The 23,786-nt window shown below is 63.6% G+C and carries 19 protein-coding genes; 7 read left to right on the forward strand and 12 right to left on the reverse strand.

The annotated features are described in order from the left end of the window. Window positions 1-12: 12 nt before the first annotated feature. On the reverse strand, window positions 13-2,451 hold the full coding sequence (ppsA, locus tag QQS38_RS20075) for a phosphoenolpyruvate synthase (RefSeq protein WP_479647102.1): 2,439 nt from the start codon (window positions 2,449-2,451) through the stop codon (window positions 13-15). A 421-nt stretch (window positions 2,452-2,872) separates the two neighbouring features. On the opposite strand from ppsA, the gene QQS38_RS20080 reads away from it, so the two are divergent. Together QQS38_RS20080 and QQS38_RS20085 are read left to right on the forward strand one after the other, a co-directional pair. After that, window positions 2,873-3,529 carry a nitroreductase family protein gene (locus QQS38_RS20080; protein WP_479647103.1) on the forward strand — a complete coding sequence of 219 codons (657 nt, stop codon included), beginning with the start codon at window positions 2,873-2,875 and terminating at the stop codon, window positions 3,527-3,529. Further along, window positions 3,526-6,408, forward strand: a complete 2,883-nt coding sequence (locus tag QQS38_RS20085) for an AMP-binding protein (protein ID WP_479647104.1) — start codon at window positions 3,526-3,528, stop codon at window positions 6,406-6,408. The genes QQS38_RS20080 and QQS38_RS20085 overlap by 4 nt, the downstream gene beginning before the upstream one ends. Before the next feature lie 70 nt (window positions 6,409-6,478). Here the strand turns inward: QQS38_RS20085 and QQS38_RS20090 are convergent, their stop codons facing one another. Then, on the reverse strand, window positions 6,479-6,973 hold the full coding sequence (locus QQS38_RS20090) for a BCAM0308 family protein (RefSeq protein WP_479647105.1): 495 nt from the start codon (window positions 6,971-6,973) through the stop codon (window positions 6,479-6,481). Window positions 6,974-7,302: 329 nt separating this feature from the next. Here QQS38_RS20090 and QQS38_RS20095 point away from each other — a divergent pair, with 329 nt between their 5' ends. The 3 genes from QQS38_RS20095 to QQS38_RS20105 are packed head-to-tail and all read left to right on the forward strand — an operon-like array spanning window position 7,303 to window position 11,689. Further along, window positions 7,303-8,103, forward strand: a complete 801-nt coding sequence (locus QQS38_RS20095) for a polysaccharide deacetylase family protein (RefSeq protein WP_479647106.1) — start codon at window positions 7,303-7,305, stop codon at window positions 8,101-8,103. Next, complete coding sequence (locus QQS38_RS20100) at window positions 8,100-9,359, forward strand: putative glycoside hydrolase (RefSeq protein WP_479647107.1); 1,260 nt, start codon at window positions 8,100-8,102, stop codon at window positions 9,357-9,359. Before QQS38_RS20095 ends, QQS38_RS20100 begins: the two co-directional genes overlap by 4 nt. Next, complete coding sequence (locus tag QQS38_RS20105) at window positions 9,314-11,689, forward strand: serine hydrolase (RefSeq protein WP_479647108.1); 2,376 nt, start codon at window positions 9,314-9,316, stop codon at window positions 11,687-11,689. Before QQS38_RS20100 ends, QQS38_RS20105 begins: the two co-directional genes overlap by 46 nt. A gap of 36 nt (window positions 11,690-11,725) precedes the next feature. Here QQS38_RS20105 and QQS38_RS20110 read toward each other — a convergent pair whose 3' ends face one another. From QQS38_RS20110 to QQS38_RS20130, 5 genes are all read right to left on the reverse strand, one after another. Next, entirely contained in the window at window positions 11,726-12,673 is a 948-nt protein-coding gene (locus tag QQS38_RS20110; protein WP_479647109.1) for a 1-phosphofructokinase family hexose kinase, read from the reverse strand. Between the two features lie 30 nt (window positions 12,674-12,703). After that, the gene (gene ftsH / locus QQS38_RS20115; RefSeq protein WP_479647110.1) at window positions 12,704-14,623 is read right to left on the reverse strand and encodes an ATP-dependent zinc metalloprotease FtsH; all 1,920 of its coding nucleotides are present in this window, start codon (window positions 14,621-14,623) and stop codon (window positions 12,704-12,706) included. 52 nt (window positions 14,624-14,675) lie between these two features. After that, window positions 14,676-15,326, reverse strand: coding sequence for a BON domain-containing protein (locus QQS38_RS20120; RefSeq protein WP_479647111.1), 651 nt, complete (start codon window positions 15,324-15,326; stop codon window positions 14,676-14,678). Window positions 15,327-15,481: 155 nt separating this feature from the next. Beyond that, complete coding sequence (locus tag QQS38_RS20125) at window positions 15,482-16,132, reverse strand: BON domain-containing protein (protein ID WP_479647112.1); 651 nt, start codon at window positions 16,130-16,132, stop codon at window positions 15,482-15,484. Between the two features lie 217 nt (window positions 16,133-16,349). Beyond that, window positions 16,350-16,994 carry a dienelactone hydrolase family protein gene (locus tag QQS38_RS20130; RefSeq protein ID WP_479647113.1) on the reverse strand — a complete coding sequence of 215 codons (645 nt, stop codon included), beginning with the start codon at window positions 16,992-16,994 and terminating at the stop codon, window positions 16,350-16,352. A gap of 321 nt (window positions 16,995-17,315) precedes the next feature. Between QQS38_RS20130 and QQS38_RS20135 the strand changes: the two genes are divergently transcribed. Beyond that, complete coding sequence (locus QQS38_RS20135; protein ID WP_479647114.1) at window positions 17,316-18,443, forward strand: aminotransferase class V-fold PLP-dependent enzyme; 1,128 nt, start codon at window positions 17,316-17,318, stop codon at window positions 18,441-18,443. A gap of 178 nt (window positions 18,444-18,621) precedes the next feature. Here QQS38_RS20135 and QQS38_RS20140 read toward each other — a convergent pair whose 3' ends face one another. The 3 genes from QQS38_RS20140 to QQS38_RS20150 form a co-directional block, all read right to left on the reverse strand. After that, window positions 18,622-19,161 (reverse strand): hypothetical protein, encoded by a 540-nt coding sequence (locus QQS38_RS20140; RefSeq protein ID WP_479647115.1) that lies wholly within the window; start codon window positions 19,159-19,161, stop codon window positions 18,622-18,624. Window positions 19,162-19,375: 214 nt separating this feature from the next. Beyond that, the gene (locus tag QQS38_RS20145) at window positions 19,376-19,861 is read right to left on the reverse strand and encodes a nuclear transport factor 2 family protein (protein WP_479647116.1); all 486 of its coding nucleotides are present in this window, start codon (window positions 19,859-19,861) and stop codon (window positions 19,376-19,378) included. A 38-nt stretch (window positions 19,862-19,899) separates the two neighbouring features. Next, window positions 19,900-20,580 carry a TetR/AcrR family transcriptional regulator gene (locus QQS38_RS20150; RefSeq protein ID WP_479647117.1) on the reverse strand — a complete coding sequence of 227 codons (681 nt, stop codon included), beginning with the start codon at window positions 20,578-20,580 and terminating at the stop codon, window positions 19,900-19,902. Window positions 20,581-20,722: 142 nt separating this feature from the next. Between QQS38_RS20150 and QQS38_RS20155 the strand changes: the two genes are divergently transcribed. Further along, on the forward strand, window positions 20,723-21,388 hold the full coding sequence (locus tag QQS38_RS20155) for a YceI family protein (RefSeq protein ID WP_479647118.1): 666 nt from the start codon (window positions 20,723-20,725) through the stop codon (window positions 21,386-21,388). A gap of 111 nt (window positions 21,389-21,499) precedes the next feature. Here the strand turns inward: QQS38_RS20155 and tdh are convergent, their stop codons facing one another. Beyond that, the gene (gene tdh / locus QQS38_RS20160; protein WP_479647119.1) at window positions 21,500-22,528 is read right to left on the reverse strand and encodes an L-threonine 3-dehydrogenase; all 1,029 of its coding nucleotides are present in this window, start codon (window positions 22,526-22,528) and stop codon (window positions 21,500-21,502) included. 13 nt (window positions 22,529-22,541) lie between these two features. Further along, on the reverse strand, window positions 22,542-23,741 hold the full coding sequence (locus QQS38_RS20165; RefSeq protein WP_479647120.1) for a glycine C-acetyltransferase: 1,200 nt from the start codon (window positions 23,739-23,741) through the stop codon (window positions 22,542-22,544). Window positions 23,742-23,786 lie beyond the last annotated feature (45 nt).

Below are 23,786 nucleotides of genomic sequence, written 5' to 3' on the forward strand. Positions count from 1 at the left end.
GGATCCGCGGGGTTAGCCCCGCTTTACCGCTTCCGCTTCCGCTTCCCCGTCCGCACGCGCTTGCGTCTCCGCTTGCGCCTCCGCCTCCGCAATGCGTCGCTTCACCGCCACGAAGCTATCCGGCGTAACCGACACGGAATCGATGCCGCACTCCACCAGAAAGCGTGCGAAGTCCGGGCGGTCGCTGGGAGCTTGACCGCATAGCCCGACTTTGACGCCGCATCGATGCGCTGCCCCGATGACGTGCCCGATCATCCACTTCACCGCGTCATCCTCTTCGTCGAAGAGCGAAGCGAGATCGGCCGAATCGCGATCGACGCCGAGGGTCAATTGCGTCAGGTCGTTGCTGCCGATCGAGAACCCGTCGAAGCGAGCCGCGAAGGCTTCCGCGAGGATCACGTTCGACGGAATTTCGCACATGACGTAGACCTCGAGCCCGTCTTGGCCGCGCGCCAGCCCCTGCTCGGCCATGACTGCGAGTACGCGGTCCGCTTCTTTCGGCGAGCGGCAAAAAGGGATCATGACCACGACGTTCTTGAAGCCGAGTTCGCGGCGCAACCGGTCGATGGCCCGGCATTCGAGCGCGAACCCTTCGCGATACCGCGGCGAATCGTAACGCGATGCGCCACGAAAGCCGAGCATCGGATTCTCTTCCTTGGACTCGAATTGCATCCCGCCGATCAGGTTCGCGTACTCGTTGGTTTTGAAGTCGCTCATGCGAACGATCACGGGGCGCGGATAATGCGCGGCGGCAATGCGCGCGAGACCGCGCGCAAGGCGCTCGACGAAATACGCGGTTTTGTCTTCATACCCCGCCGTGAGTTCGTCGATCGTTCGCTTCGCGACGGCATCGGTCAACGCCTCATAACGTGCGAGCGCCATCGGATGAATCTTGATGTGATTGCCGATCACGAACTCCATGCGCGCGAGTCCGACGCCATCTGCAGGCAGCCGCCACCAGCGCAGCGCCGCTGCCGGATTGGCGAGATTGAGCATTACCTGCGTGCGCGTGATGGGCAGATGAGCAAAATCGATGTCTTCCACCGTGAACTCGGCGCGTCCCTCATAGACGAATCCCTCGTTGCCTTGAGCGCACGATACGGTGATCTCTTGCTCGTCGTGCAACATATGCGTCGCATTGCCGGTGCCCACGATGGCCGGCAATCCGAGTTCGCGGCTAACGATCGCGGCATGCGAGGTTCTTCCGCCATGATCGGTGACGATCGCGGCAGCACGGCGCATGAGCGGCACCCAATCGGGATCGGTCGTGTGCGTGACTAAAATAGCGCCGTCGACGAAATGCGCGGCGCGATGCGGGTTGTCGATCACACACACCGTGCCGGCCGCAATGGCTTCGCCCACTGCCACGCCGGTCAACAGGCGCGGCCCCGCATGAACGAGACGATAGGTTTTGATTGCGCTCGCTTCACGTCTGGACTGCACCGTTTCCGGACGCGCCTGCACGATGTAGAGCGCGCCGTTCGCACCGTCCTTGGCCCATTCGATATCCATCGGCTGGCCATAATGGCGCTCGATCGCGCACGCCCAACGCGCCAGCTCGAGGATCTCCGGATCGGTCAATACGAATGCGGCGCGCTCGGCTTTCGAAGTGGGGACGTTCTTCGTCGGCGTGCGCGCATCGCTCGCGTAGATCACTTTCAGTTGCTTCTCGCCGAGCTTCTTGCCGATGATCGGGGCGAGCTTCGCATTGCCCAGCAGCGGCTTGAAAACTTCATACTCGTCCGGATCGACGGTTCCTTGAACCACGTTTTCCCCGAGGCCCCACGCCGCGTTGATGACGACGAGCTTGTCGAACCCCGTTTCCGTATCGATCGAGAACATCACGCCGGCGCCCGCGAGGTCTGAGCGAACCATGCGCTGCACACCGATCGATAACGCCACCTTCATATGGTCGAAGCCTTTCGCTTCGCGATAGCTGATCGCGCGATTGGTGAAGAGAGACGCATAGCACCGCCGGCATGCCACGAGCAACGCTTGTTCGCCGCGCACATTCAAAAAGCTTTCCTGCTGTCCGGCAAAGCTTGCGTCGGGCAAGTCCTCGGCGGTCGCGCTCGACCGCACCGCGACGTCAGCCGCGCCCTCTCCCGCGCGTTCGCTCAAGCGCCGATATGCCGCGCAGATCGCCTCGCCGATCGCGGCAGGCCATTCGCCATGCACTATTGCGCGGCGTATGGCCGTACCCGCTTCGGCCAGCGTGAGTTTTCCGGCAGCCAAATCCGCGAGCAGCGATGCGATCGTCTCGCGCAATCCATTGGCATCGATAAAGCGCCAATACGCGTGCGCGGTGGTCGCAAAGCCCGGCGGCACGCTAATGCCGGCGCCTGCCAGGGCAGAGGTCAACTCGCCGAGCGAGGCGTTCTTTCCGCCGACGCGCGCCACATCGGTGCGGCGCACATCCTCCAACCACATGATCGACGTATCGTCAGACATCGCGAGGCTCCTATCGGTGCTGCGGGACGGTGTCGGATGCGCGCGTCGCAGCGAAATGCCCGCGGCCGCCGTATTGACGGCCTGCCGCCGCACGCCCCCGGAGGCATATGCGCGACGCCGTCCGTCTGCCGATCTGCCTACCGTTGCGGCTCGTATGCATCGCTCGTTTCGATTCTGAGCAGTGCGCCGCGAACCGCTTTGACGTGAGTCAACCGTTGTCGCCGGTACGGCGAACGAGAAGCCGATGGCGGGGCGCATCGCCGGTGCGGCATCCATTCGCGGCCGGCGCGGGGCGCTTTACGCGGTTCGAGGAACGACGTCGTCGACTCCCATTGACCGAAATCAACCGCGAATTCGCCTGCGCGCTTATCGTGGGATATGTGATGGACCATTCGATCGTGACCCGAGGAGGAGCGCACAAATGAGTCAAATGCCCACGCTGACCTACCAGACGCTCCCCGACGCCGCAGTCAAGCCTGTTCCCGAGGGCGCTCCCCCAGTCATCGAGTTGCCTCCCCCGGATTTGCTTTCGGGGATATCGCTGCTCGCAGCCTTGTCGTTTCGTTCGAGCACGCGCGAGTTCTCGCCCGCGCCGTTGTCCAAGCGCACGCTCGGCGCGCTGTTATGGGCCGCCGATGGCATCAACCGGCCGCTTAGCGGCGGACGCACCGCGCCATCCCCCCACGGGCGCCAAGAAATCGACATCTATGTGGCGCTGCCGCAGGGCGTCTACCGCTACGACCCAGCGAAGCATAGCCTCGTGCTAAAGCGCGCCATCGATGCGCGCGGCATGACCGGCTATCAAGATTTCGTCGGCGCTGCGCCGCTCGACCTCGTCTACGTCGTGAGCACGTCGAAGCTGCTGACATTGCCGCCCGCTCAACGCGACACATTCTCTGCGATCACGGCGGGCGCGATTTCGCAAAACGTATCGTTGTATTGCGCGTCCGCAGGACTAGCGACGGTCGTACGCGGCTGGATCAATCATCGCTTGCTCGCCGATGCGCTCAGCTTGAACGAGGATGAGGTGCCGATCCTCGCGCAAACCGTGGGCATGAATGTCGTTTCTCCAACGTGACGAGCCAAGCACCATACGAACAGAAACCGCCAGCCGGGCAGACCGGCGACGCCGAATCGAAACTTCTGACACTCGTGCGTGCGCTGGCCCAGGAGTTGCACGGTGAGGGTCCCGCCTATCCCAAAGTCACACTCGACGCACAGTTCGAGCGCGATCTCGGCTTCGATAGCCTCGCGCGCGCCGAATTGCTCGCGCGCATCGAAGCGGCGTTCCACGTGCAGTTGTCGGTCGAGACCTTCGCCTTGGCCGCGACGGCTGCCGACGTTCTGGCAATACTGACGGATACGAGCGCACGGCAATCGACAGCCGCCGAGCGATCTGCGTCGGCGCCACCGTCGCCAACTCAGCCTGAAGCTGGCGACGCCGGCACGCTGGCATGCCCAACGCAAGCGAACACGCTCATCGACGCGCTGCATTGGCACGCCGACCGTCACCCCGAGCACACACACATCGTGCTGATCGACACCGATGGCGTGACCGAATCGCGCATGAGCTACGGCGAACTTCGCGACCGTGCCATGCAAGTTGCGAGCGGCATGCGTCAACTCGGCATCGACCCCGGCGATACGGTCGCGCTCATGTTGCCCACGACGAGCGACTATTTCGTCGTGTTCATCGCGACGCTGCTGTGCGGGGCAGTTCCGGCACCGATCTACCCACCGCTGCGCATCGATCAGGTTGCCGAGCACGTGGCGCGTCATGCCGCCTTGCTAACGAACGCGCAGGTCAAAGCGGTCGTGACCTTCGATCAGGCCGCGACCATCGGGCATTTGCTCAAGGCGCGCGTGCCGACCATTCGGCACGTGCTGACCCCCGACGAAATCGAGCACTTGCCGCCCGACAAAACCGTGCTTGCGCAGCCCGGCGATCTTGCCTTGCTTCAATACACCTCCGGAAGCACCGGTGCGCCCAAAGGCGTCAGGCTCACGCATGCGAACTTGCTGGCCAACATTCGAGCGATGGGAGCGCGTATCGACGTGCGGTCCGGCGATGTATTCGTCAGTTGGCTGCCGCTCAGTCACAACATGGGCTTGGTCGGCGCTTGGATGGGGCCGCTTTATTTCGGCGTACCGCTCGTCGTCACCTCGACGCTGACGTTTCTCGCCCGCCCTGAAAGCTGGCTGCAGATGATCACGCGCTATCGCGGCACCATCACGGCCGCGCCCAACTTTGCATACGATCGATGCGCGCGTCTTTCGGATGCCCAGTTGAAAGACCTCGATCTGTCGTCGCTGCGATTCGCGTGCTGCGGCGCGGAGCCAGTGAGCGTGAAGACGATGCGCGCCTTTTGCGAGCGCACGCGTGCCATACATTTCGATCCTCATGCACTCGCACCGGTCTATGGTCTCGCCGAGAACGGGCTCGCGCTCACGCTACCTCGGCCTGGACGGGGCTTGTCGGTGGACACCGTGATGCGAAACTCCCTACTCGTCGACAGCGTCGCCGTACCGGCCATCGGCGCTGGGGAGCCTGCGAAGACCGTCGAAGTGGTCGGCTGCGGATCCGTACTCGACAACTCCGACATACGCATCGTCGACGAGCACGGGCAAACGCTCACCGACCGGCGCGTGGGCCGTATCGAATTCCGAGGGTTGTCGGCCACGCAAGGGTATTACCGCAATCCCGCGCAGACGGCGGCACTCATGGACGGCGATTGGCTGGACAGCGGCGATCTGGGCTACCTGGCCGATGGCACGCTTTACGTCACCGGACGAACGAAGGATATGATCATTCGCGGCGGCCGGCACTTCTTTCCTTACGAACTCGAAGAAGCCATAGGTCGCCTGCCTGGCGTCATTGCGGGCGGCGTTGCGGTGTGCGGAAGCGTCGACACCGCGCGAGGAACCGAACGCGTCATCGTCTTTGCGGAAACATCCGACGAAGGCGCTCAGGCGCGCGCGCAACTGATCGAGCGCATCGGCGCGGCGACCGTTGAGTCTTTTGGCTCGCCCGCCGAACGCATCGTCCTCGTGCCGCCGGGCAGCGTTCCGAAAACGGCTGCCGGCAAGATCCGCCACGCCGCCATGCTCGACCGATTCGAGCGTGCCGAACGTGCTGATCGCGAGGTCCAAACGCTGGGCGCCCCGCATGCCGGATGGCGCCAAGTTTCGGAAGCCGTGGCGGGCAGCGTTCCAGCGCTTGCGCGCCGGGTGTTGCAGCAAATGCGAGCGATCACGTATGGCTTATGGTGCTGGACGGTCGGGATTGCGATCGCGTTCGTGCTCTGGGTTCGCGTCACGGCACACGCCGACGCGCGACGAAACTGGGAAAGCGCGGCGCGTAGCGCACGCTTGTTCTTGCGCGCCACCGGCTTGCGCGTGCAGTTCAATGCCGATGCCGCCCCGTTGCCGCCGTCCCCCTGCATCCTTGCCGTCAACCATACGAGTTATCTCGATAGCGTCGTGCTGTTCGCGTACCTGCCGCGGCCGGTGCGCATCGTCGCCAAGCGTGAACTGGAGAGCACGCCCTTCATAGGGCGCTTTCTGAAGGCGCTTGGCGCCTACTTCGTCGAGCGAGCCGACTTTCGCGGGAGTCTCGAAGACGAACACAATCTCGTGCTCGCCGCAAGGGACGAAACGCTGTTGTTGTTTCCCGAAGGGACGTTCGTACGCGCCGCAGGCCTGCGCCCATTTCATTTAGGGGCCTTTCGCGCCGCATGCCTCGCGGGGCGTCCCATCGTGCCCATTGCGCTGCGCGGCGTACGCAACGTGCTGCGCGACGGAGATCGCTTGCCTCGACGCGCGCCAATCGAGATGACGTTGCTACCGGGCATCGCACCCGCTGGGATCGATCTTCGATCGATGGCGAAGCTGCGCGCCGCAGTGCGCGCGGCGATCCTCGCTCACTGTGGCGAACCGGAACTCGTCGCGCGCGAGTAGCCGAGTCATCGTGGTCGATTCCTCGGGATTGCGCGGGTAGTCGCGTAGAGAACCGGATCGCCCGATCGAGCTAACGCCGCCAATAGGCGCGCACGAGTTGCTCACCGGGGCCGTATTTCAAATCCAGTGTGCCCTGGAACGCCGATTTCAACGCCGATCCGAGATCGCGCGCCAAATGTACGCCGGTCGTCGTGACCACGGTGGCATCGCCCTCCGTCTCGATCGCGATGATGCGCTCCATCGGGTGCTCCGCTCGAGCGCGAGCCGCGTGATGGTTCACGAGATCCAACACCTCACTGCGATGATCGACAGCGAATGCCCCGTCGATATAGACGTAGCCCGCCGGCACGCCGTCGGCGGTGCGGTGACAGGCCGTGCAAACGACCTCTTGCGCATGTTCCGGGCGCGTCAGCCATTGCCATCGCCCGTCATGGTAGACCGCACCGCAGGTCGGGCAAACAGAAGGCTCCGAAAGCTTGCTGCGCAAGGCATACGGATCGTCCTCGAGCCCGGGATAGACGGGCTTGTGTTCGCCAGGTTTAAACGGTCTCGTATGATCATTCATGGCATTCCTCGCTGAAGTCTGAACATCGCCGCGCCAACGTCGGCCATTCACGCTCAGCGTAGCCCTGATGTCGGCGCGCATGTTGACGTGAGTCAACCGGCGGCAGCCGCATCGGCGCGCGGCCCTGCGGCCTTTTCGTCACTCGTTGTGGCCCCGTGCGTCACCCACGCATTCGTCTGCTTGACGCACATCATGATCGAGCGCGCATAGAACGGGCACGATGGTTTCTGTCTGACACACCGCTCGCGTGCCGCCCGCTCCACCCTACAAATATGCGCAAAACAATCTGCTTACCGCGTGCGTTGCGCCACCTGGTTCGCGACGTTCTCATGCTTGTGCTTGGCTGCTCCACCTGGCTTGTCGGCGCGCAGGCCGCCTCGATCGGGAGCGACCCGCCGCGCGTCGCGATTCTCGCTTATCACCGCTTCGACAACACCCGGGCCGTCGATTCGATGACCGTGCGCGTGACGACGTTCGAAGCCCAACTGCGCTTCTTACGCGAGCACGGCTATCGCATCGTCGCCTTGCCCGAGATCGTGGATTGGCTCGCGACACCGGATGCGACGCTGCCCGACAAAGCAGTCGCGCTCACAGCCGACGACGGACATCGCAGCGTCTACGAGGTGCTCATGCCTATTGCCGTGCGCGAGCGCCTACCGTTCACGTTGTTCATTTATCCGTCGGCCATTTCGAACGCGTCGTATGCGCTCACATGGGAACAGTTGAAGGCATTGCAGCAAACCGGGCTGTTCGACGTTCAATCGCATACATATTGGCATCCGAATTTCAATCACGAGCGCGCGCGCCGCAGCCCAGACGATTTCCACCGTTTCGTCGAGAAACAGCTGGTCGAGTCTCGCAACCGTCTCCGTGCCGAGCTGGGCGTCGAACCGACGATGCTCGCTTGGCCATTCGGCATCGTCGATCCAGAGTTGACGTCGATCGCCGCTTCGACGGGTTATCGGGCCGCCTTTACGATCGCAGGCCACATGGTCGATAAGCACTCGTCGCCTCTTGCCGTATCGCGCTTGCTGATCACCGATGCGGACACCCCGGCCGTGCTTGCCCGACGGTTGGGAGAACCGCAAACGCGAGCGCAGGCTGAAGCCCCCAAGGGGCGCTTGCCATGATTCGACGCTTATTCGCGAGCGTGTCGCTCTTGCTCGCCGCGGTCGCGTTCGCATCCGCGAGCGCGTTCGCCGCTTCCGGGGTCATCGTCGATACGCGCAGCCACCTGCCTGTTGCGGGCGCGACCGTAACGATCGACAACCGTGTCGTGCTCGCCGACAGCGAAGGACGTTTCACGAGCGAAGCACCCGATGGCGCGACGGTCAAAGCGCGGGCACCCGGCTATCGACGCGCCGAGGCCACGCTGCCTCGCGGTGGCGCCGTCACGATTGCGTTGCCGCCACTGCGGCCGCACGCCGTATATCTCTCGGTATTTGGCGTGACGAGCGAGACCCTGCGTGAAGCCGCCGTTCGGCTCGTCGATACGACAACCGTGAACGCACTCGTCATCGACATGAAAGGCGATCGCGGCATGACGCCTTATCGCAGCCCCGCGCGCGAAGCGATCGGCGCAGCCGCTCACGTCGGCGAGCACGCGCCGGCCACCGACACGTTTCAGTCCATCGTCGACGATTTGCATCGGCACGGCCTCTATTTGATCGCGCGCATCGTCGTCTTCAAAGACGATCCTCTCGCGCAAGCGCATCCGGAATGGGCGGTGCGCGACCTGGAAGGAGAGCCCTGGCGCGACCGCGAAGGCCTGCTCTGGGTCGACCCGTTCTCGCGGGACGTCTGGCGGCACAACCTCGATTTGGCCGAAGAAGCCGCGCGCGCAGGCTTCGACGAGATCCAATTCGATTACGTCCGCTTTCCCGACGCAAGCGGCGTGAGCTTCGCGCTGCCCAATACGCGCGCCAACCGCACCGCCGCGATCGTCGGGTTCCTGCAGGCCGCGCGGGAGCGCCTCGTTCCCTATAACGTATTCGTCTCCGCGGACATCTTCGGATACGTACTCTGGAACCTCGACGACACGGCGATCGGTCAGCAGCTCGAGACACTAGGGTCGGCGCTCGATTACATCTCGCCAATGCTCTACCCTTCGGGCTTCACATGGGGGCTGCCCGGCTGCGCCGATCCGGTCGCAGATCCGGGACAGATCGTGCGACGCTCTCTCGCGGAAGCAAAGCGGCGCACGGGGTTGCCCGGCGTCCGATTCCGCCCGTGGCTGCAGGCGTTTCGAGATTATGCGTTCGATCGGCGCGCGTTCGATGCCGACGATATACGCGCACAGGTGGACGCGGCTCAAGCGGCCGATACGGATGGGTGGATGCTATGGAATCCCCGCAATCGCTACGACAGCGCGCAATTGCCGCATTAAGGGAAGCTTTGCTCATTGCGGTCCCTTTCGCGGCGTGCTCTTGGCCGCTAATCGCAAAGGGTGCTGAGATCGCCACGTCAGCGCGCGAGGCGATCGCCCACGTCGTGCAAGGCGAAGTTGCGGCCGGCCGGATCCCCGGCGCGGTGATCGTGGCCGGAGACGCCGACGGCGTGCGCTACCGCGAAGCATTCGGATACCGGTCGCTGACGCCGTCTCGCGAGCCGATGTCGCTCGACACCGAGTTCGATCTGGCCTCCCTCACCAAAGTAATCGCAACCACTACCGCGATCATGCAGCTTGCCGAAGCGGATCGACTCGAACTGGACGCGCCCGTCGCTCGCTATTGGCCGTCTTTTGGCGCAAACGGAAAAAGCGCCGTAACGATCCGGCAACTGCTCGCCCACACATCGGGCTTGGCCCCCGACCTGCCGCTCGGCCCCAAAGCCAGGAGCCCTTCGGGCGTGCTCGCCGAAGTGATCGCTCAACACCTGCATGCAGCGCCAGGCGAGCGAGTGATCTATAGCGACATCAATTTCCTCGTGCTGGGCGAACTCGTGCACCGCATCACGCACCGCTCGCTGGACGCGTATTGCCGTCGGCACATCTTCGCTCCGCTCGGCATGCGCGACACCACGTTCGATCCGCAATCGCCGCTCGTGCAACGAGCGGCGCCCACCACGGCCGATGCCGACGGCATGCGCGTCGGCCGGGTGCATGACCCCACGGCGGTGCGGATGGGCGGCGTGTCAGGAAACGCAGGGCTGTTCTCGTCAGCCGACGACCTCGCGCGCTTCGCACAGATGATGCTGCGCGGGGGCCGCTTCGGCGGAAAGCGCATTTTGCAGCCGGAAACCATCGCATCGATGGTTGCGACCGAATCGCCGCTCGCTTTGCCGCCTTGGCGCGGACTCGGCTGGGCGCTCGACGCGCCCCTGGTCTCGAATCGCAGCCGCCTACCGGCGACTGGGATGCTCTATCACACGGGATACACGGGCACGGCGATATGGATCGATCTCGTCTCCAAGCAGTTCCTGATCGTTCTCACCAATCGCGTTCACCCCGACGATCGCGGCGATGTCAGGCCGCTGCGCGATCAAGCCGTCTCATGGCTTGCAAGCGGGAGCCCTGCGTCGTCCGCCGACGCGATCTCATCGGCGTTACCTTCGACCGGGCCGTCCGTGGCCGACTTTCTACGCTTGCCCCCTTCGTCCGGCCCCGTGAAAACCGGGATCGATGTTCTCGAAGCGCTCGACTTTGCACCGCTCGCAGGCATGCGTGTCGGCCTCGTCACGAACCGTACCGGCTTCGACAGCGCAGGCAGGCGCACGATCGACGTGATCGCGCACGCGCCGCAGGTAACACTCGCGGCGATCTTCGCACCCGAGCATGGGCTCGACACGAGCCGCGACGAGCCGCTCGGCGATACGCGCGATGCAGCGACCGGCATCGTAGTGCATAGCCTGTACGGCGTGACGCGGCGTTTCGACGTGGATTCGCTACGGCGCATCGACGCGCTCGTATTCGATCTTCAAGACGCGGGCGTGCGCTTATTCACCTATGAAACGACACTCGGGTACGCGCTCGAAGCCGCGGCAGCGAATCACATTCCACTGTTCGTGCTCGATCGTCCCGATCCGCTCGGCGCCGATCGCTTCGGCGGCCCGGTGCTCGATGCCGGTAGAGAATCGTTCACGGGCTATTTCTCGTTACCGTTGCAGCCTGGCATGACGGTCGCCGAATTGGCCATGCTCTTCAATCGGGAGCGCGAGATAGGCGCAGATCTGCGTGTGATCAGGATGACGGGGTATGTGCGTTCGATGCGATACGGCGACACTGGCCTCGGTTGGACGCCGCCTTCGCCGAACTTGCGCACCCCGGCGCAACTCGACTTGTATCCCGATGTCGCGTTGATCGAAGGCGCCAACATCAGCGTGGGCAGGGGTACGGCCCATCCTTTCGAATGGATCGGCGCACCGTGGATCGACGGCGTTGCGCTCGCGGCCAACCTCAATGCGCAAGCGCTCGGCGCGCGCTTCGCACCCATCGATTTCGTGCCGACCGAATCGCGCTACCGCGGCGTGCAATGCCATGGCGTGCGGATCGTATGGGATGAGGATCGAGCGGTGGGAAGGCTCGGCATCGCGCTGCTCATCGCGCTGCATGCGCTTTATTCCGACGAATTCGATCTTGCGGCGACGCTCGATTCCGTGGGCTCCGTGCAAGTTTGGCAAGCAGTGCGCGACGGCGCCGGCATCGATGCAATCGAGGCGATCGAAGCGCGCCGCCTCATGACGATCGCTCCCTTGCGACAGCGCTACATGCTGTATTGAGCGGGGCCGATCTCGACCCCGCGGTCATGGGCCGAGTCAATCCTCCATAGGAGCGAGCGCTAGCGAGTCGCGATAGAAGCGAACGACGTCGGCCGGATCGCAAAGCGTCGTGCCTGGGTTGGTCACCGCGGCGCTGCCGGCCGCGATTGCGTAGCGCAATGCTTCCTCCGCGCTCGCTTCGTGATCGATCGCCCAAATCATCGCCGCAAGAAAGCTGTCGCCTGCGCCGACCGCGCTGACGACGTTCACCGGCACCGCGGGCAGTTGCACCACCCCGCCCTGCGTCGCCAATATAGCGCCGTGCCCGCCGACCGAGAGCGCCACCTTGTGCGCACAGCCGAGCTGCACCAAGCGCTGTGCCGCTTCGCGCCACTGTGCCCGCGTCGCGAGCGGTTCCTCGCTGAGCCCGCGCAGCTCGTCCAGGCTCGGCTTGATCATGAACACGCCTTCATCGAGCGCGGCGGCGAGGGCCTCGCCGGAAGCATCGAGCACCATGGCGACGCGCGCCTTATGAGCCCATCGGGCGACGCGCGCGTAAAAATCCGTGGGCACGCCGGGCGGCAGACTGCCGCTTGCGACGACATAGCGCGGCGGTGGGTCGATCGCTTCGAGTTCATCGAGACAGCGGCGCCATTCGGGCTCGGTCACCATCGGCCCCGGCATGACGAAGCGATATTCGCGAAGCGTCGACGTCTCTAGCACCGCGACGTTTTCGCGTGTCTCCGCCGCGATAGCGAGGCACTTGGTCTGCACCTGCTCCACGGCGAGCAACCCGCCTAGACAGTCGCCGGTCGGACCGCCGGCGAGATAGATCGCGAGGCAATCGCTTCCCAAGCGCTTCAGAACGCGCGCCACGTTGATGCCGCCCCCGCCGGGGTCCTTACGGGGCTGCGAGCACCTAAGCTTGACGGTATCGACCAGACGCTCCACCGACAGCGACAGGTCGACGCTGGGATTGAGGGTGAGGGTGACGATGTCGGCCATGTCCAGGTTCCGCTTGGCGCCGATGGAACACTAGGCCAGCGCGGACCGCGCCTTGTCTGCCTGCTCGGCCGGCGACACGCCGCCAACGGGTTCGGCGCCCGCGCCTGCTTGCTCCGGTACGGGTTCTTCGATCAGCCGAATCAGCGATTCGCGATCGAGCACCTCGTGCTCCAGCAGACGCTGCGCGATCCGCTCGAGTAGCGCACGACGTTCGGTCAACGTCTTCACGACGCGATCGTGCGCCTCCTTGAGCAGCCGCCGCACCTCTTCGTCGACGAGTTGGGCCGTGTTTTCGCTATACCGCACGCCTTCGGCGCCGAGCGGCATCGTGGCCGAGTTCACCGTGGCAAGGCCCAGCCGCTCGTTCATGCCGCACCGTTCGATCATATGGCGGGCCATGACCGTGGCGCGCTCGAGGTCGTTCTCGGCCCCGGTGGACACATCGTCGAAGACGATTTCTTCCGCCACTCGCCCGCCCAGCAGCGCGTCGAGCCGGTCGAGCAATTCGCTTTCGCGCAGCACATAGCGATCCTCGGTCGGCACTTGCTGCGTGTAGCCGAGCGCCGCAACGCCGCGAGGAATGATGGACACCTTCTTGACCGGATCGCAATGGGTGCGGCTTTGCGCGACAAGTGCGTGGCCGGCCTCGTGATAGGCGATGGTCACCTTCTCCTGCGCGTTCATCACGCGGCTCTTGCGCTCCATCCCCGCCATCGCGCGATCGATCGCCTCGTCGAAATCCGACATTTCGATCGCGTCTTTCTCGAGCTCCGCCGCATGCAGCGCCGCTTCGTTGACGACGTTGGCCAGATCCGCCCCGACGAATCCCGGCGTACGCGAAGCCAGTTCGGCGACGTCGACGTCCGCCGCGAGCTTCACGTGCTTCATATGGACGGCGAGGATTTGCCTGCGTCCGATCAGGTCGGGCCGGTCGATCGCGATGTGGCGATCGAACCGCCCGGGCCTGAGCAATGCCGGATCGAGAATTTCAGGCCGATTCGTCGCCGCCATGATGATGACGCCCGAGTTCGGCTCGAACCCGTCCATCTCCACCAGCAGTTGATTGAGCGTCTGTTCACGTTCGTCGTTGCCCGAGGTCACGCTTGCGCCGCGCACCTTGCCGAGCGCGTCGAGTTCGTCGATGAAGACGATGCAAGGGGCCGATTGCTGGGCCTGTTTGAACAGATCGCGCACGCGCGCAGCGCCCACGCCGACGAACATCTCGACGAATGCCGACCCGCTGATCGAGAAGAAAGGCACCGATGCCTCGCCGGCTACCGCCTTGGCCAGCAAGGTCTTGCCGGTGCCTGGCGCGCCGACGATCAACACGCCTTTGGGAATCTTGCCGCCGAGCCGCCTGTAACGTTCCGCGTTGCGTAGAAACTCGACGATCTGCTGCAACTCGGCCTTGGCTTCGTCGATGCCGGCGATATCGTCGAACGAAATGCCGGTCGCCTTCTGCATGTAGACCTGGGGCCGGCTCTTGCCGATCCCCATTAAGTCTTGCGCGGCCCCGCCGCGCTTCAAAAAGAAGTTCCATGCGACGACGAGGATCAGCACGGGCGCGATCCACGACAATAGCGAGCCCAGCCAGGTCGACTCGACCACGCCCCGGTAGCGAATGCCCGCGCTCGATAGACGCTCGACGAGCCGGTCGTCGGCCACGCGCGTCGTCGAAAAGCGCCACGGCGCACCGGCTTTATCGAGCGCCGCCGCATCCGACGCCCCCAAGACCTTCGATGCCGCGCTCATTTGCACGACGCCTGTGATTTCGGTCGAACCGATCTCGAGGTTGTCGACCGCATGCGCGGCCACGAGACGCTGAAAATCGCTGTACGCGATGGTGACCGCCGCGGTGCGCAGCGCCACCATCAGCACCTGCATCGCGATCAACGTAACCAGCACCATCGTGACGATGGTGCTGATCGAGTCGGACTTCTTCGGTTCCATCAGGGAGCTCGATGTGGAATTTGCCGGCGCCTACCCGCGTTGCGACGTCGTTTCATTGAACGTCGAGGTCGTCGATTACCGCATGCACGCCGCGCGCGGCCCACGCCGCACCGCGCGCAGCCGCGCGTTCGGCCAGCGAGCCCACGGTGCCCGTAAGCGTGACGGTACCGTCATGCACCTTGATCTCGATGTGCTTCGCCTCGCGTTCGGCATGACGTTGCAGGGCACGACTGATCTTTTCCGCGAGGTCTTGTTCCGTCTGTCCCGCGCTGACGTCGATCAGATTGGAGACGCCGGCCACGCCGCGCATATGGCCGACCGTGCGCTCGGCGAGGTGCGACAGGTGCGCGCTCGGCACGTTGCCGCGCAGCGTGACCCAACCCTTCTCGACCTGGACTTTGACGGCCTCTTCGGATAACCCCACCATCCAGCGCAGCATGGCGCGCACGGCGTTGGCCGTGTCTTCGTCCGTGTGCAGATCGGACCGAGGCAACCGCACTTCCATTTCCACGACGACGGCCTTCACGCCTGAGACCCGCTGCGCCGCTTGCTCGGCCGCGAGCTTCTCGGCATAGCTGGTTGGGTGCCCGGACAAGGTCACGATCCGGTCGTTCACCTCGACCCCGATGTCCGCGACGTCGACCGCGGGATCGTACTCGAGCTCTTCCTCGACTTCCTGCTTCAATTGCTTGTCTGTCTTCATCTCACACCTCGCGGGTCGTTTCGATCGCGCAGCTTCGCGCTGCATTCGGTTTATCTTCAAGTATTGCCCGCGAAACGCTCTGACCTGTATCAAGGAGTCGATGACTACCGCGCTTCATCCCGGCGCCAATACGCGGGCCCAGCAATTGGTCTGCTTTAAGCGACGATCAAGCGGTTGACTACGTCGCGCACGCCGTGCGTATGCCATGCCACGCCCTCGGCAGCGCGTCGCTCCGCCAGCGACCCGACGGTCCCATTGAGGGTGACGACGCCCTCGCGCACGGCGATATCGAGCTTTGCGGCCTCGGCATGGGCGCGGCGCTCGAGCGCCGCCTCGATCTTTGCGCGAATCTCACCCGGATCGGCTTCGGTGCGAACCCTGATCTTGTTGACGATACCCACGACACCGCGGGTGCGACCTGCCGCGATCTCGGCTGCGCGACGCTGGTAGCCGGAATCGAGTTCGCCCGTCAAGGTGACGCAGCCGCGCTGCACGGTTACGCCGATCGCATGCGGCGGCAAGCCCTCGGCTGCACCGAGGACGGCGAGAACGGAGTCCGCAACGAGCGAGTCGGAGCGCGGCTCGCCGACTGGCGCCTTCACGGCCAGTTCGATGACGAAGGCCTTGACGTCCTTCATTCGCTGAATCGCTTTCTCAACGGCGATCTTGTTGGCGTAGCTCGGCACGCTGCCGCTCAGTGTCACGATACGGTCACGCACGGCGACCTCGATGTGCGACGGGTCGACCGCCGGGTCCCAATGCAGTTCGTCGATCGCGTCCTGCTTCAATTGTTCGTCGGATTTCATCGGTTGCTCCGCTGTAAGCTCGATTGCTGCAAGCCGAAGACAGTTTCGGTACTTAAATCTTGCGAGATCGCGGAATTTGCGTATTGACGGCGATCAACCGATGGGGGCGGCGATCGCTTCGTGCTTACGGTTCGACTGGCGCAGGCGCGCCCCAGTCTGCAGACTTGCCTCGGGGAGATGAATGGCCGCTCGGGAGAACGAAGAGGCTTAAATCCTTCTAGAAGAGCCACCGCGAGAACCATCCGGCTGCGAGATGCGCAGCTTCATCGAGCTTGCCCGGCTCTTCGAACAGATGCGTGGCGCCGGGCACGATGACGACCTCGTGTTCGCAAGCGAGGTGAGCGGCGGCAAGCCGATTGAGCCGGATGACTTCCGTATCCAGTTCGCCCACGATCAATAACGTCGGCGCCTTGACGAGCTGCAGGGCCTCGCGCGCGAGGTCTGGCCGCCCGCCGCGCGATACGACGGCGTGCACCTGAGCCGCGCGCTCCGCTGCCGCGCACAATGCCGCCGCCGCGCCGGTACTCGCCCCGAACAGCCCGACGCTGAGCGCGGCCAAAGCAGGCTGCGTCAGCAGCCAGTCGAGGGCGCCCGATAGGCGGCGGCCAAGCAACGGGATATTGAATCGATATTCAGCCGAAACCGCGTCATGCGCGTGCTCGTCGACCGTCAGCAGATCGAAGAGCAACGTCGCGAGACCGGCGTGCTGCAAGATGCCTGCCACCTCCTGGTTACGGGGGCTTAAGCGGCTACTGCCACTGCCGTGGGCGAAGACGACGATGCCGCGCGCACCGTCCGGCACACAAACCAGGCCCTGAAGGGCGACGAAGTCACTCGAAATCGTCATCTCGGTGGTACGCATCGTTGCTCCTTGGCGCGTCGCGAGCATCGTTGCCTGCGCTTGTCGTGCGCCTAACGATGCCACCTCAGTCTAGGATGCGCGCGCCGTCGCGGCTTGACGAACGTCAAGGGAAGCCGCGCGAATGCGTGGCGCGCCACGACAGCGCACCGAACTGAAGGCGATCGAGCAACATTCGGCAAAGGGCCGAGCCGACGCGTCGAGCCGGACTCGCGGCGAGCGTCTATCGAGAACGCCTTTATGCATCGACGCAGCAGTCGGCGCCTCATCCCGGAGGAAGTAAGACATACTGCTCGTATTGTTCATCCTGTAACGGAGGCGGGCGTGCCTGGTTTACTTCCCGAAGTCGATCGCGAGGGACTCCTCGAATATTCAGTCGTTTACACCGACCGCTCGATCAATCATATGTCGCAACGCTTTCAAGGCGTCATGCGAGACATTTCCGCTGCACTAAAGAGGGTCTACAACGCGCAGTCGGCCTTCGTGGTTCCGGGCAGTGGAACCTTCGGCATGGAAGCCGTTGCCAGGCAGTTCGCGACGAACAAGAAATGTCTGGTCCTCCGCAATGGCTGGTTCAGTTTCCGCTGGTCGCAGATATTCGAGATGGGAGACATTCCTTCCGAATCGATCGTGATGAAGGCGCGTCCGGTCGCACAAGGGCGGCAAAGCGCCTATGCGCCGGCGCCGATCGAAGAAGTGGTCGCCGCGATCAAGGAGCACAAGCCGGATTTGGTCTTCGCGCCGCATGTCGAAACCGCTTCCGGCATGATGCTGCCCGATGCCTATTTGCGGGCCGTATCCGACGCGGTGCATGCCGTAGGCGGCATGTTAGTCCTCGACTGCATCGCCTCGGGTACGGTCTGGGTCGACATGCAAGCCACCGGCATCGACGTTCTAATTAGTGCGCCGCAAAAAGGGTGGAGCGCGTCGCCGTGCTGCGCGCTGGTCATGCTAGGCGCCCTCGCCCGCGAAAGAATCGACGCAACGACCAGCACGAGCTTCGCCTGCGATCTGCGCAAATGGCTGCAGATCATGGAAACGTACGAGAACGGCGGCCATGCTTATCACGCCACCATGCCTACGGACAGTCTCGTGACGCTGCGCGACGTGATCAAGGAAACCGAGGCATACGGCTTCGATAAAGTAATGGCGGAGCAACTCGAACTCGGCCGGCGCATTCGTTCGCTCTTGGTTGCCAAAGGTTTCAAAAGCGTGGCGGCCGCGGGTTTCGAGGCGCCGGGCGTCGTTGTCAGCTACACCGACGACGACGGCATACGGTCCGGGAAGAAATTCGCCGATGTCGGCTTGCAAGTCGCGGCCGGCGTGCCTTTGCAATGCGACGAACCCGACGATTTCAAGACCTTCCGCATCGGGTTGTTCGGCTTGGATAAGCTGCATGACGTCGAAGGCACGGTCGCTCGATTCGCCGATGCATTGGACCGCATTCTTTGACGTCGATGGAAGTCCGAGCGCTTCGGGACTTCCGGCACGCTAGGACCGAAAGGTGAGCGTTTGCGGGAGTGAGTATCGCCAAGCACCCACCCGCAAAACGCTCGACTTTACGGTGCTCCGTATCGTGCTATGCGCGCGATCGCTCGAAGGTCTCATCTTGTTCGTATCGCGACCCTGATCAGAACCCCACCTTCAACTGAAACCCAACCGTGAACGGTAAGTTGTCCGAAGGAATCGGCGGCACGAGAATGAAATTCATCCCCACGCGCTTATACGCGACCATGACGATCGGCGCGGCCACCGGCCCGATCGAATGGTCGTGGCCGAACCCATAGCGTCCGTAGTTGTATCCGGAAATGAGCCCGCCCATGACGGCCAATCTGACGAAGCCCCAATGCGCGAACTCGGGCGCCCACAGACCACCGCCATACCAAGAGGGATGCGAAAGCGAATTGCGGAAGCCTCCCGCCGTCACCGCCCACTGGCCGTTGAGCCAACATTCCACGCCCAGGCCCGGGTTGAAGTCCTCGAACGATTGTTTCGGGTGAATGTGATGCGACGCCAGCATCGCGTCGACCCAAACGCCGCCGCCGCACCAATCGGCCGCGCGTGCTTGCGTCGACCCGATCGCCAAAGCCGCCACGCTCGTGGCAACCGCCAACGCCGCCTTAACCGTGCGCAAGCCCAGCCAGCGCACTGCCGTCATCCTCGAACGCATGCCCGCTCCGTTCGCCGGCTGCCCGCCGGCACTGGTTTTCGTTCATCTGTCACGCGGCGTTCGCCGCTCGTCGCGCACTGTACTACAGCACCTGGCGTCTGTGATGAATCGAAGAGAACTGGAGTGGAGCAGGCGGCGGCCGACGGGCATTGGGATCGGCATCTCGGTCTTTCGGCTCGATCCGGACTTGACCGAGGCGGCGGTTACGCGACAGTCAAAGCCCCAAATCCGACAGCCCCGGATGATCGTCCGGCCTGCGCCCGAGCGGCCAGCGATACAAGCGGTCGCTTTCGCGAATCGGCAAATCGTTGATGCATGCGAAGCGACGCTCCATCAGCCCATGCTCGTCGAACTCCCAATTCTCATTGCCATACGAGCGAAACCAATTGCCCGAATCGTCGTGCCACTCGTAGGCGAAGCGCACGGCAATGCGATTGCCGTCATGCGCCCAGAGCTCTTTGATGAGCCGATAGTCGAGTTCTTTCGCCCACTTGCGGCGCAAGAAGGCGACGATTTCGGCGCGGCCGGTCACGAACTCGGCGCGATTGCGCCAAACGCTCATGGGCGTATAAGCCAGCGCGACGCGCTCGGGATCGCGCGTGTTCCAGCCGTCTTCGGCGGCGCGCACTTTTTGCGCCGCAGTTTCGCGCGTGAAAGGCGGCAACGGCGGCCGCGCTTCATTGACACCGGCATCGGACATCGGATTCTCCTAGGAAGGGGCGATTCACGTTATTCACGTTACGTGGACAAAGATGCGCGCTTCACCTTGGAAGCGCGCGTTCGCTGCTGCATAGCCGCCTGTTCGAGCAAACGCTGCGCAGCCGCTTGCGCGTCGCGCGCCGCATCCGCCGAGCCGCTGACGAGCGCGACGCCGATGGCGCCATCGACGAGCACGAGCCACTGACGAGCGAGCGCGGCCGAAGAACGTGCGCTCATGCCATGCTCGGCCGCAAACGCATCGCAGCGCTGCGCGACGAATCTCAAGAGCGCCGCCTTGTGTTCGCGCGCCACCACACGGATTGGATCGTCGGGCGCGGCGATTTCGCCCGCCGCGTTGAGAAACGCACAGCCGTGAAAGCCCGGCGACGCAAACCAGGCGCGCAGCAGATCGAACATGCCGAGCAACTGTGCGCGCGGCGTCCTGCCGATACGCAGCGTGCCATCGACGAACCAGTCCATCCACCGGCCGTGCCGCCGCGAGAGCGCCGCGGCGACGAGCGCGTCTTTCGATTCGAAGTAGGAATAAAAGCTCTTGCGCGTCGCCTGCGCGGCCCGAACGATGGCGTCGACGCCAGTCGCATGGATACCGCCCGCGTAAATCAGGGCTTCAGCCGCATCGAGCAACCGCTCGCGCGGACCCGCCTGCGCCGCGTCCAAATGCTGCTCCATCGGTTCGGGACTTTGAATGCGCGTAGTCATAGCCGCAAAGGTAGAACGATCATTCTCCTTTGTCAACGAGTCGTGAAGCGCTAAGCTATCGGCCAAAGGTGAGAACTTACGGGAAGGATCGCGAAGGCGCGGCCGGAACGTTTTGGACAACGCGAGAAAGGAACCGACAACGATGAGAACGCAAGTGATGCGCACCGCGCTATGTTCGGCGCTCACGGTGCTAGCCGTTGCAGCCGGTGCGCTGTCGATCTCCGCATGCACGCCGCTGCGAGTAGTCACGCATACGGTCGCGACCAACGAGGCTCAGGTGCCCGTCGGCGCGTATGCGATGGATGCCGATCATTGGAGCATCACGTTCGACGTCGAGCATTTGCAGTACTCACGCTTCGTGATGCGGTTCGACCGCGCGCACGCGATGCTCGATTGGAAGCCCGGAGGACTCGAGGCCAGCACTGTCGACGTGACGATCGACGCGGCTAGCGTGGACACGAAGGTACCGTTGCTCGACAAGATGGTCAAAGGGCCGGACATGTTCGACGCCACGGCTTTTCCGACGCTGCATTTCGTCGGCAAACGATTTGTTCGAACGGGCTCGGCGCAGGGCAAACTCGAAGGCGAGCTCACGATTCGCAACGTGACGCGTCCGATCACGCTCGACGTCACGTTCAACGGCTACAGCCGCAATCCATTGACGAAGGCCGATACCCTCGGCTTCTCGGCGCAAGGCGTGTTCAGCCGCGCTCAGTTCGGATTGGCGACTTGGTACCCTGCCGTCGGCAACGACGTGCATGTGCACGTCGAAGCGGAATTCGAGCGTTCGGAGAAGACAGGGGGATAGCACGCGCCAACCATGTCCACCGGCGAACGGTGGACGAACATGCTTAGGCTTCCTAACGAGCGCCGCGGGCGGCTGCGCGCACTACGCATGAACGCGCGCCCAACCGTTGCATCAGACGGTCCAGTCCAAGATAACCTTGCCGCTTTCGCCCGAAAGCATCGTCGCGAAGGCTTGCTCGTAATCGTCGACGGCGAAGTGGTGGGTGAGGATCGGCGAAAGATCGAGTCCGCTTTGCAACATCGCGACCATCTTGTACCAAGTCTCGAACATCTCGCGACCATAGATGCCCTTGATCTCGAGCCCTTTGAAGATGACCTGATTCCAGTCGATCGCCGTCTGCGCCGGCGGTATCCCGAGCAGGGCCACTTTGCCGCCGTGGTTCATCGCCTCGAGCATGCCCGTGAACGCGCTGGGCACCCCGGACATTTCCAGGCCGACATCGAAGCCTTCAGTCATGTGCAGATCGCTCATCACATCTTTGAGCGACTCTTTCGAAATGTTCACCGCACGCGTGGCGCCCATCTTGCGAGCGAGGCCCAGCCGGTACTCGTTCACATCGGTGACGACGATGTTGCGAGCCCCCACGTGTCGCGCAATAGCCACCGCCATGATCCCGATCGGCCCCGCGCCGGTAATGAGCACATCCTCGCCCACCAGGTTGAACGAAAGCGCCGTATGCGTGGCATTGCCGAACGGATCGAAGATCGCGGCGAGATCGTCGGAAATCTCATCGGGAATCTTGAACGCGTTGAAGGCCGGAATCACGAGGTACTCGGCAAAGGCGCCCTCGCGATTGACGCCGACGCCCACCGTATTGCGGCACAGGTGCCTGCGTCCCGCCCGACAATTGCGGCAGAAGCCGCAGGTGATGTGGCCTTCGCCCGAGACGCGATCGCCGATTGCGAAGCCGCGCACTTCTTGCCCCATCTCGACGATTTCGCCCACGTACTCATGCCCCACATGCATCGGCACGGGAATCGTCTTTTGCGCCCAATCGTCCCACTTCCAAATGTGGATGTCGGTACCGCAGATGGCCGTGCGCTTGATGCGGATCAGGACGTCGTTGTGGCCCACTTCGGGTTTTTTCACTTGCGTCAGCGTCAAGCCCGGCGCGCGTTCGAGTTTCGCGAGCGCTTTCATTGGCGAGGTCTCCTTAAACGATGCCCAGCGAGCGGCCCACGCGCGTGAAGGCATTCACCGCGCGATCGATATGTTCGGGTGCGTGCGCCGCGCTCATCTGGGTACGGATGCGCGCGCGTCCTTTCGGAACCACGGGGTACGAGAACCCGGTTACGTAGACCCCTTCCTTCAGCAACGCATCGGCCATGCGCGATGCGACCGACGCATCGCCCAGCATGACCGGAATGATGGGATGTTGTCCCGGCACGAGCGTGAATCCGGCCGCGCTCATCGCCTCCCGAAAATGCTCACCATTGGCCCGAACCTGCCGGCGCAGACGGTCGCCTTCCTCGCTGGCCAGCAGTTCGAGCACGCGCAAAGAGGCAGCGGCGATGCTCGGCGTGAGCGTGTTCGAGAATAGGTACGGCCGCGAACGCTGCCGCAACAGTTCGACGATTTCGCGGCGGGCCGCGACATAGCCGCCCGATGCGCCGCCGAGCGCTTTGCCCAGCGTGCCGGTGATGATGTCGACGCGGCCTTCCACGCCGCAAAACTCGGGTGTGCCGCGCCCATGCTCGCCAATGAAGCCGACGGCGTGCGAATCGTCGACCATCACGAGCGCGCCGTAACGGTCAGCCAAATCGCAAATGCCCGCGAGATTGGCAATGATCCCGTCCATCGAGAATACGCCGTCGGTCGCGATGAGCTTGAAGCGCGCACCGGCGGCATCGGCCTCGCGCAGCTTCGCCTCGAGATCGACCAGATCGTTGTTCTTGTAGCGGTAGCGCTTCGCCTTCGACAATCGGATCCCGTCGATGATGCTCGCATGATTGAGTTCATCGCTGATGATCGCATCGGTCTCGTCGGTCAGCGTTTCGAACAGCCCGCCGTTGGCATCGAAACAACTCGAATACAAGATGCAGTCTTCGGTGCGCAAGAACGCGGACAACTCACGCTCGAGATCTTTATGGACCGTCTGCGTGCCGCAGATGAAGCGCACCGACGCCATGCCGAAACCGTCTTGGTCCAGCCCTTCTTTCGCCGCGGCAATGAGGCGAGCGTCGTTGGCCAGCCCCAGATAGTTGTTGGCGCAGAAATTGAGAACGTCTTCGCCTCCCGCCAGGCGCACTTGCGCCGATTGCGGGCTTGCGATGACGCGTTCGGATTTGTAAAAGCCGTCGGCGCGGATCTGATCGATCGTGCCGCGCAAATGGGCGAGAAAGGTGTCGCGCATGGGTTCGCTCCTGGCGGAAGGGGCGCCGCTCGCCCCTGATGGCGG

The organism is Trinickia sp. Z7 (assembly GCF_056498045.1).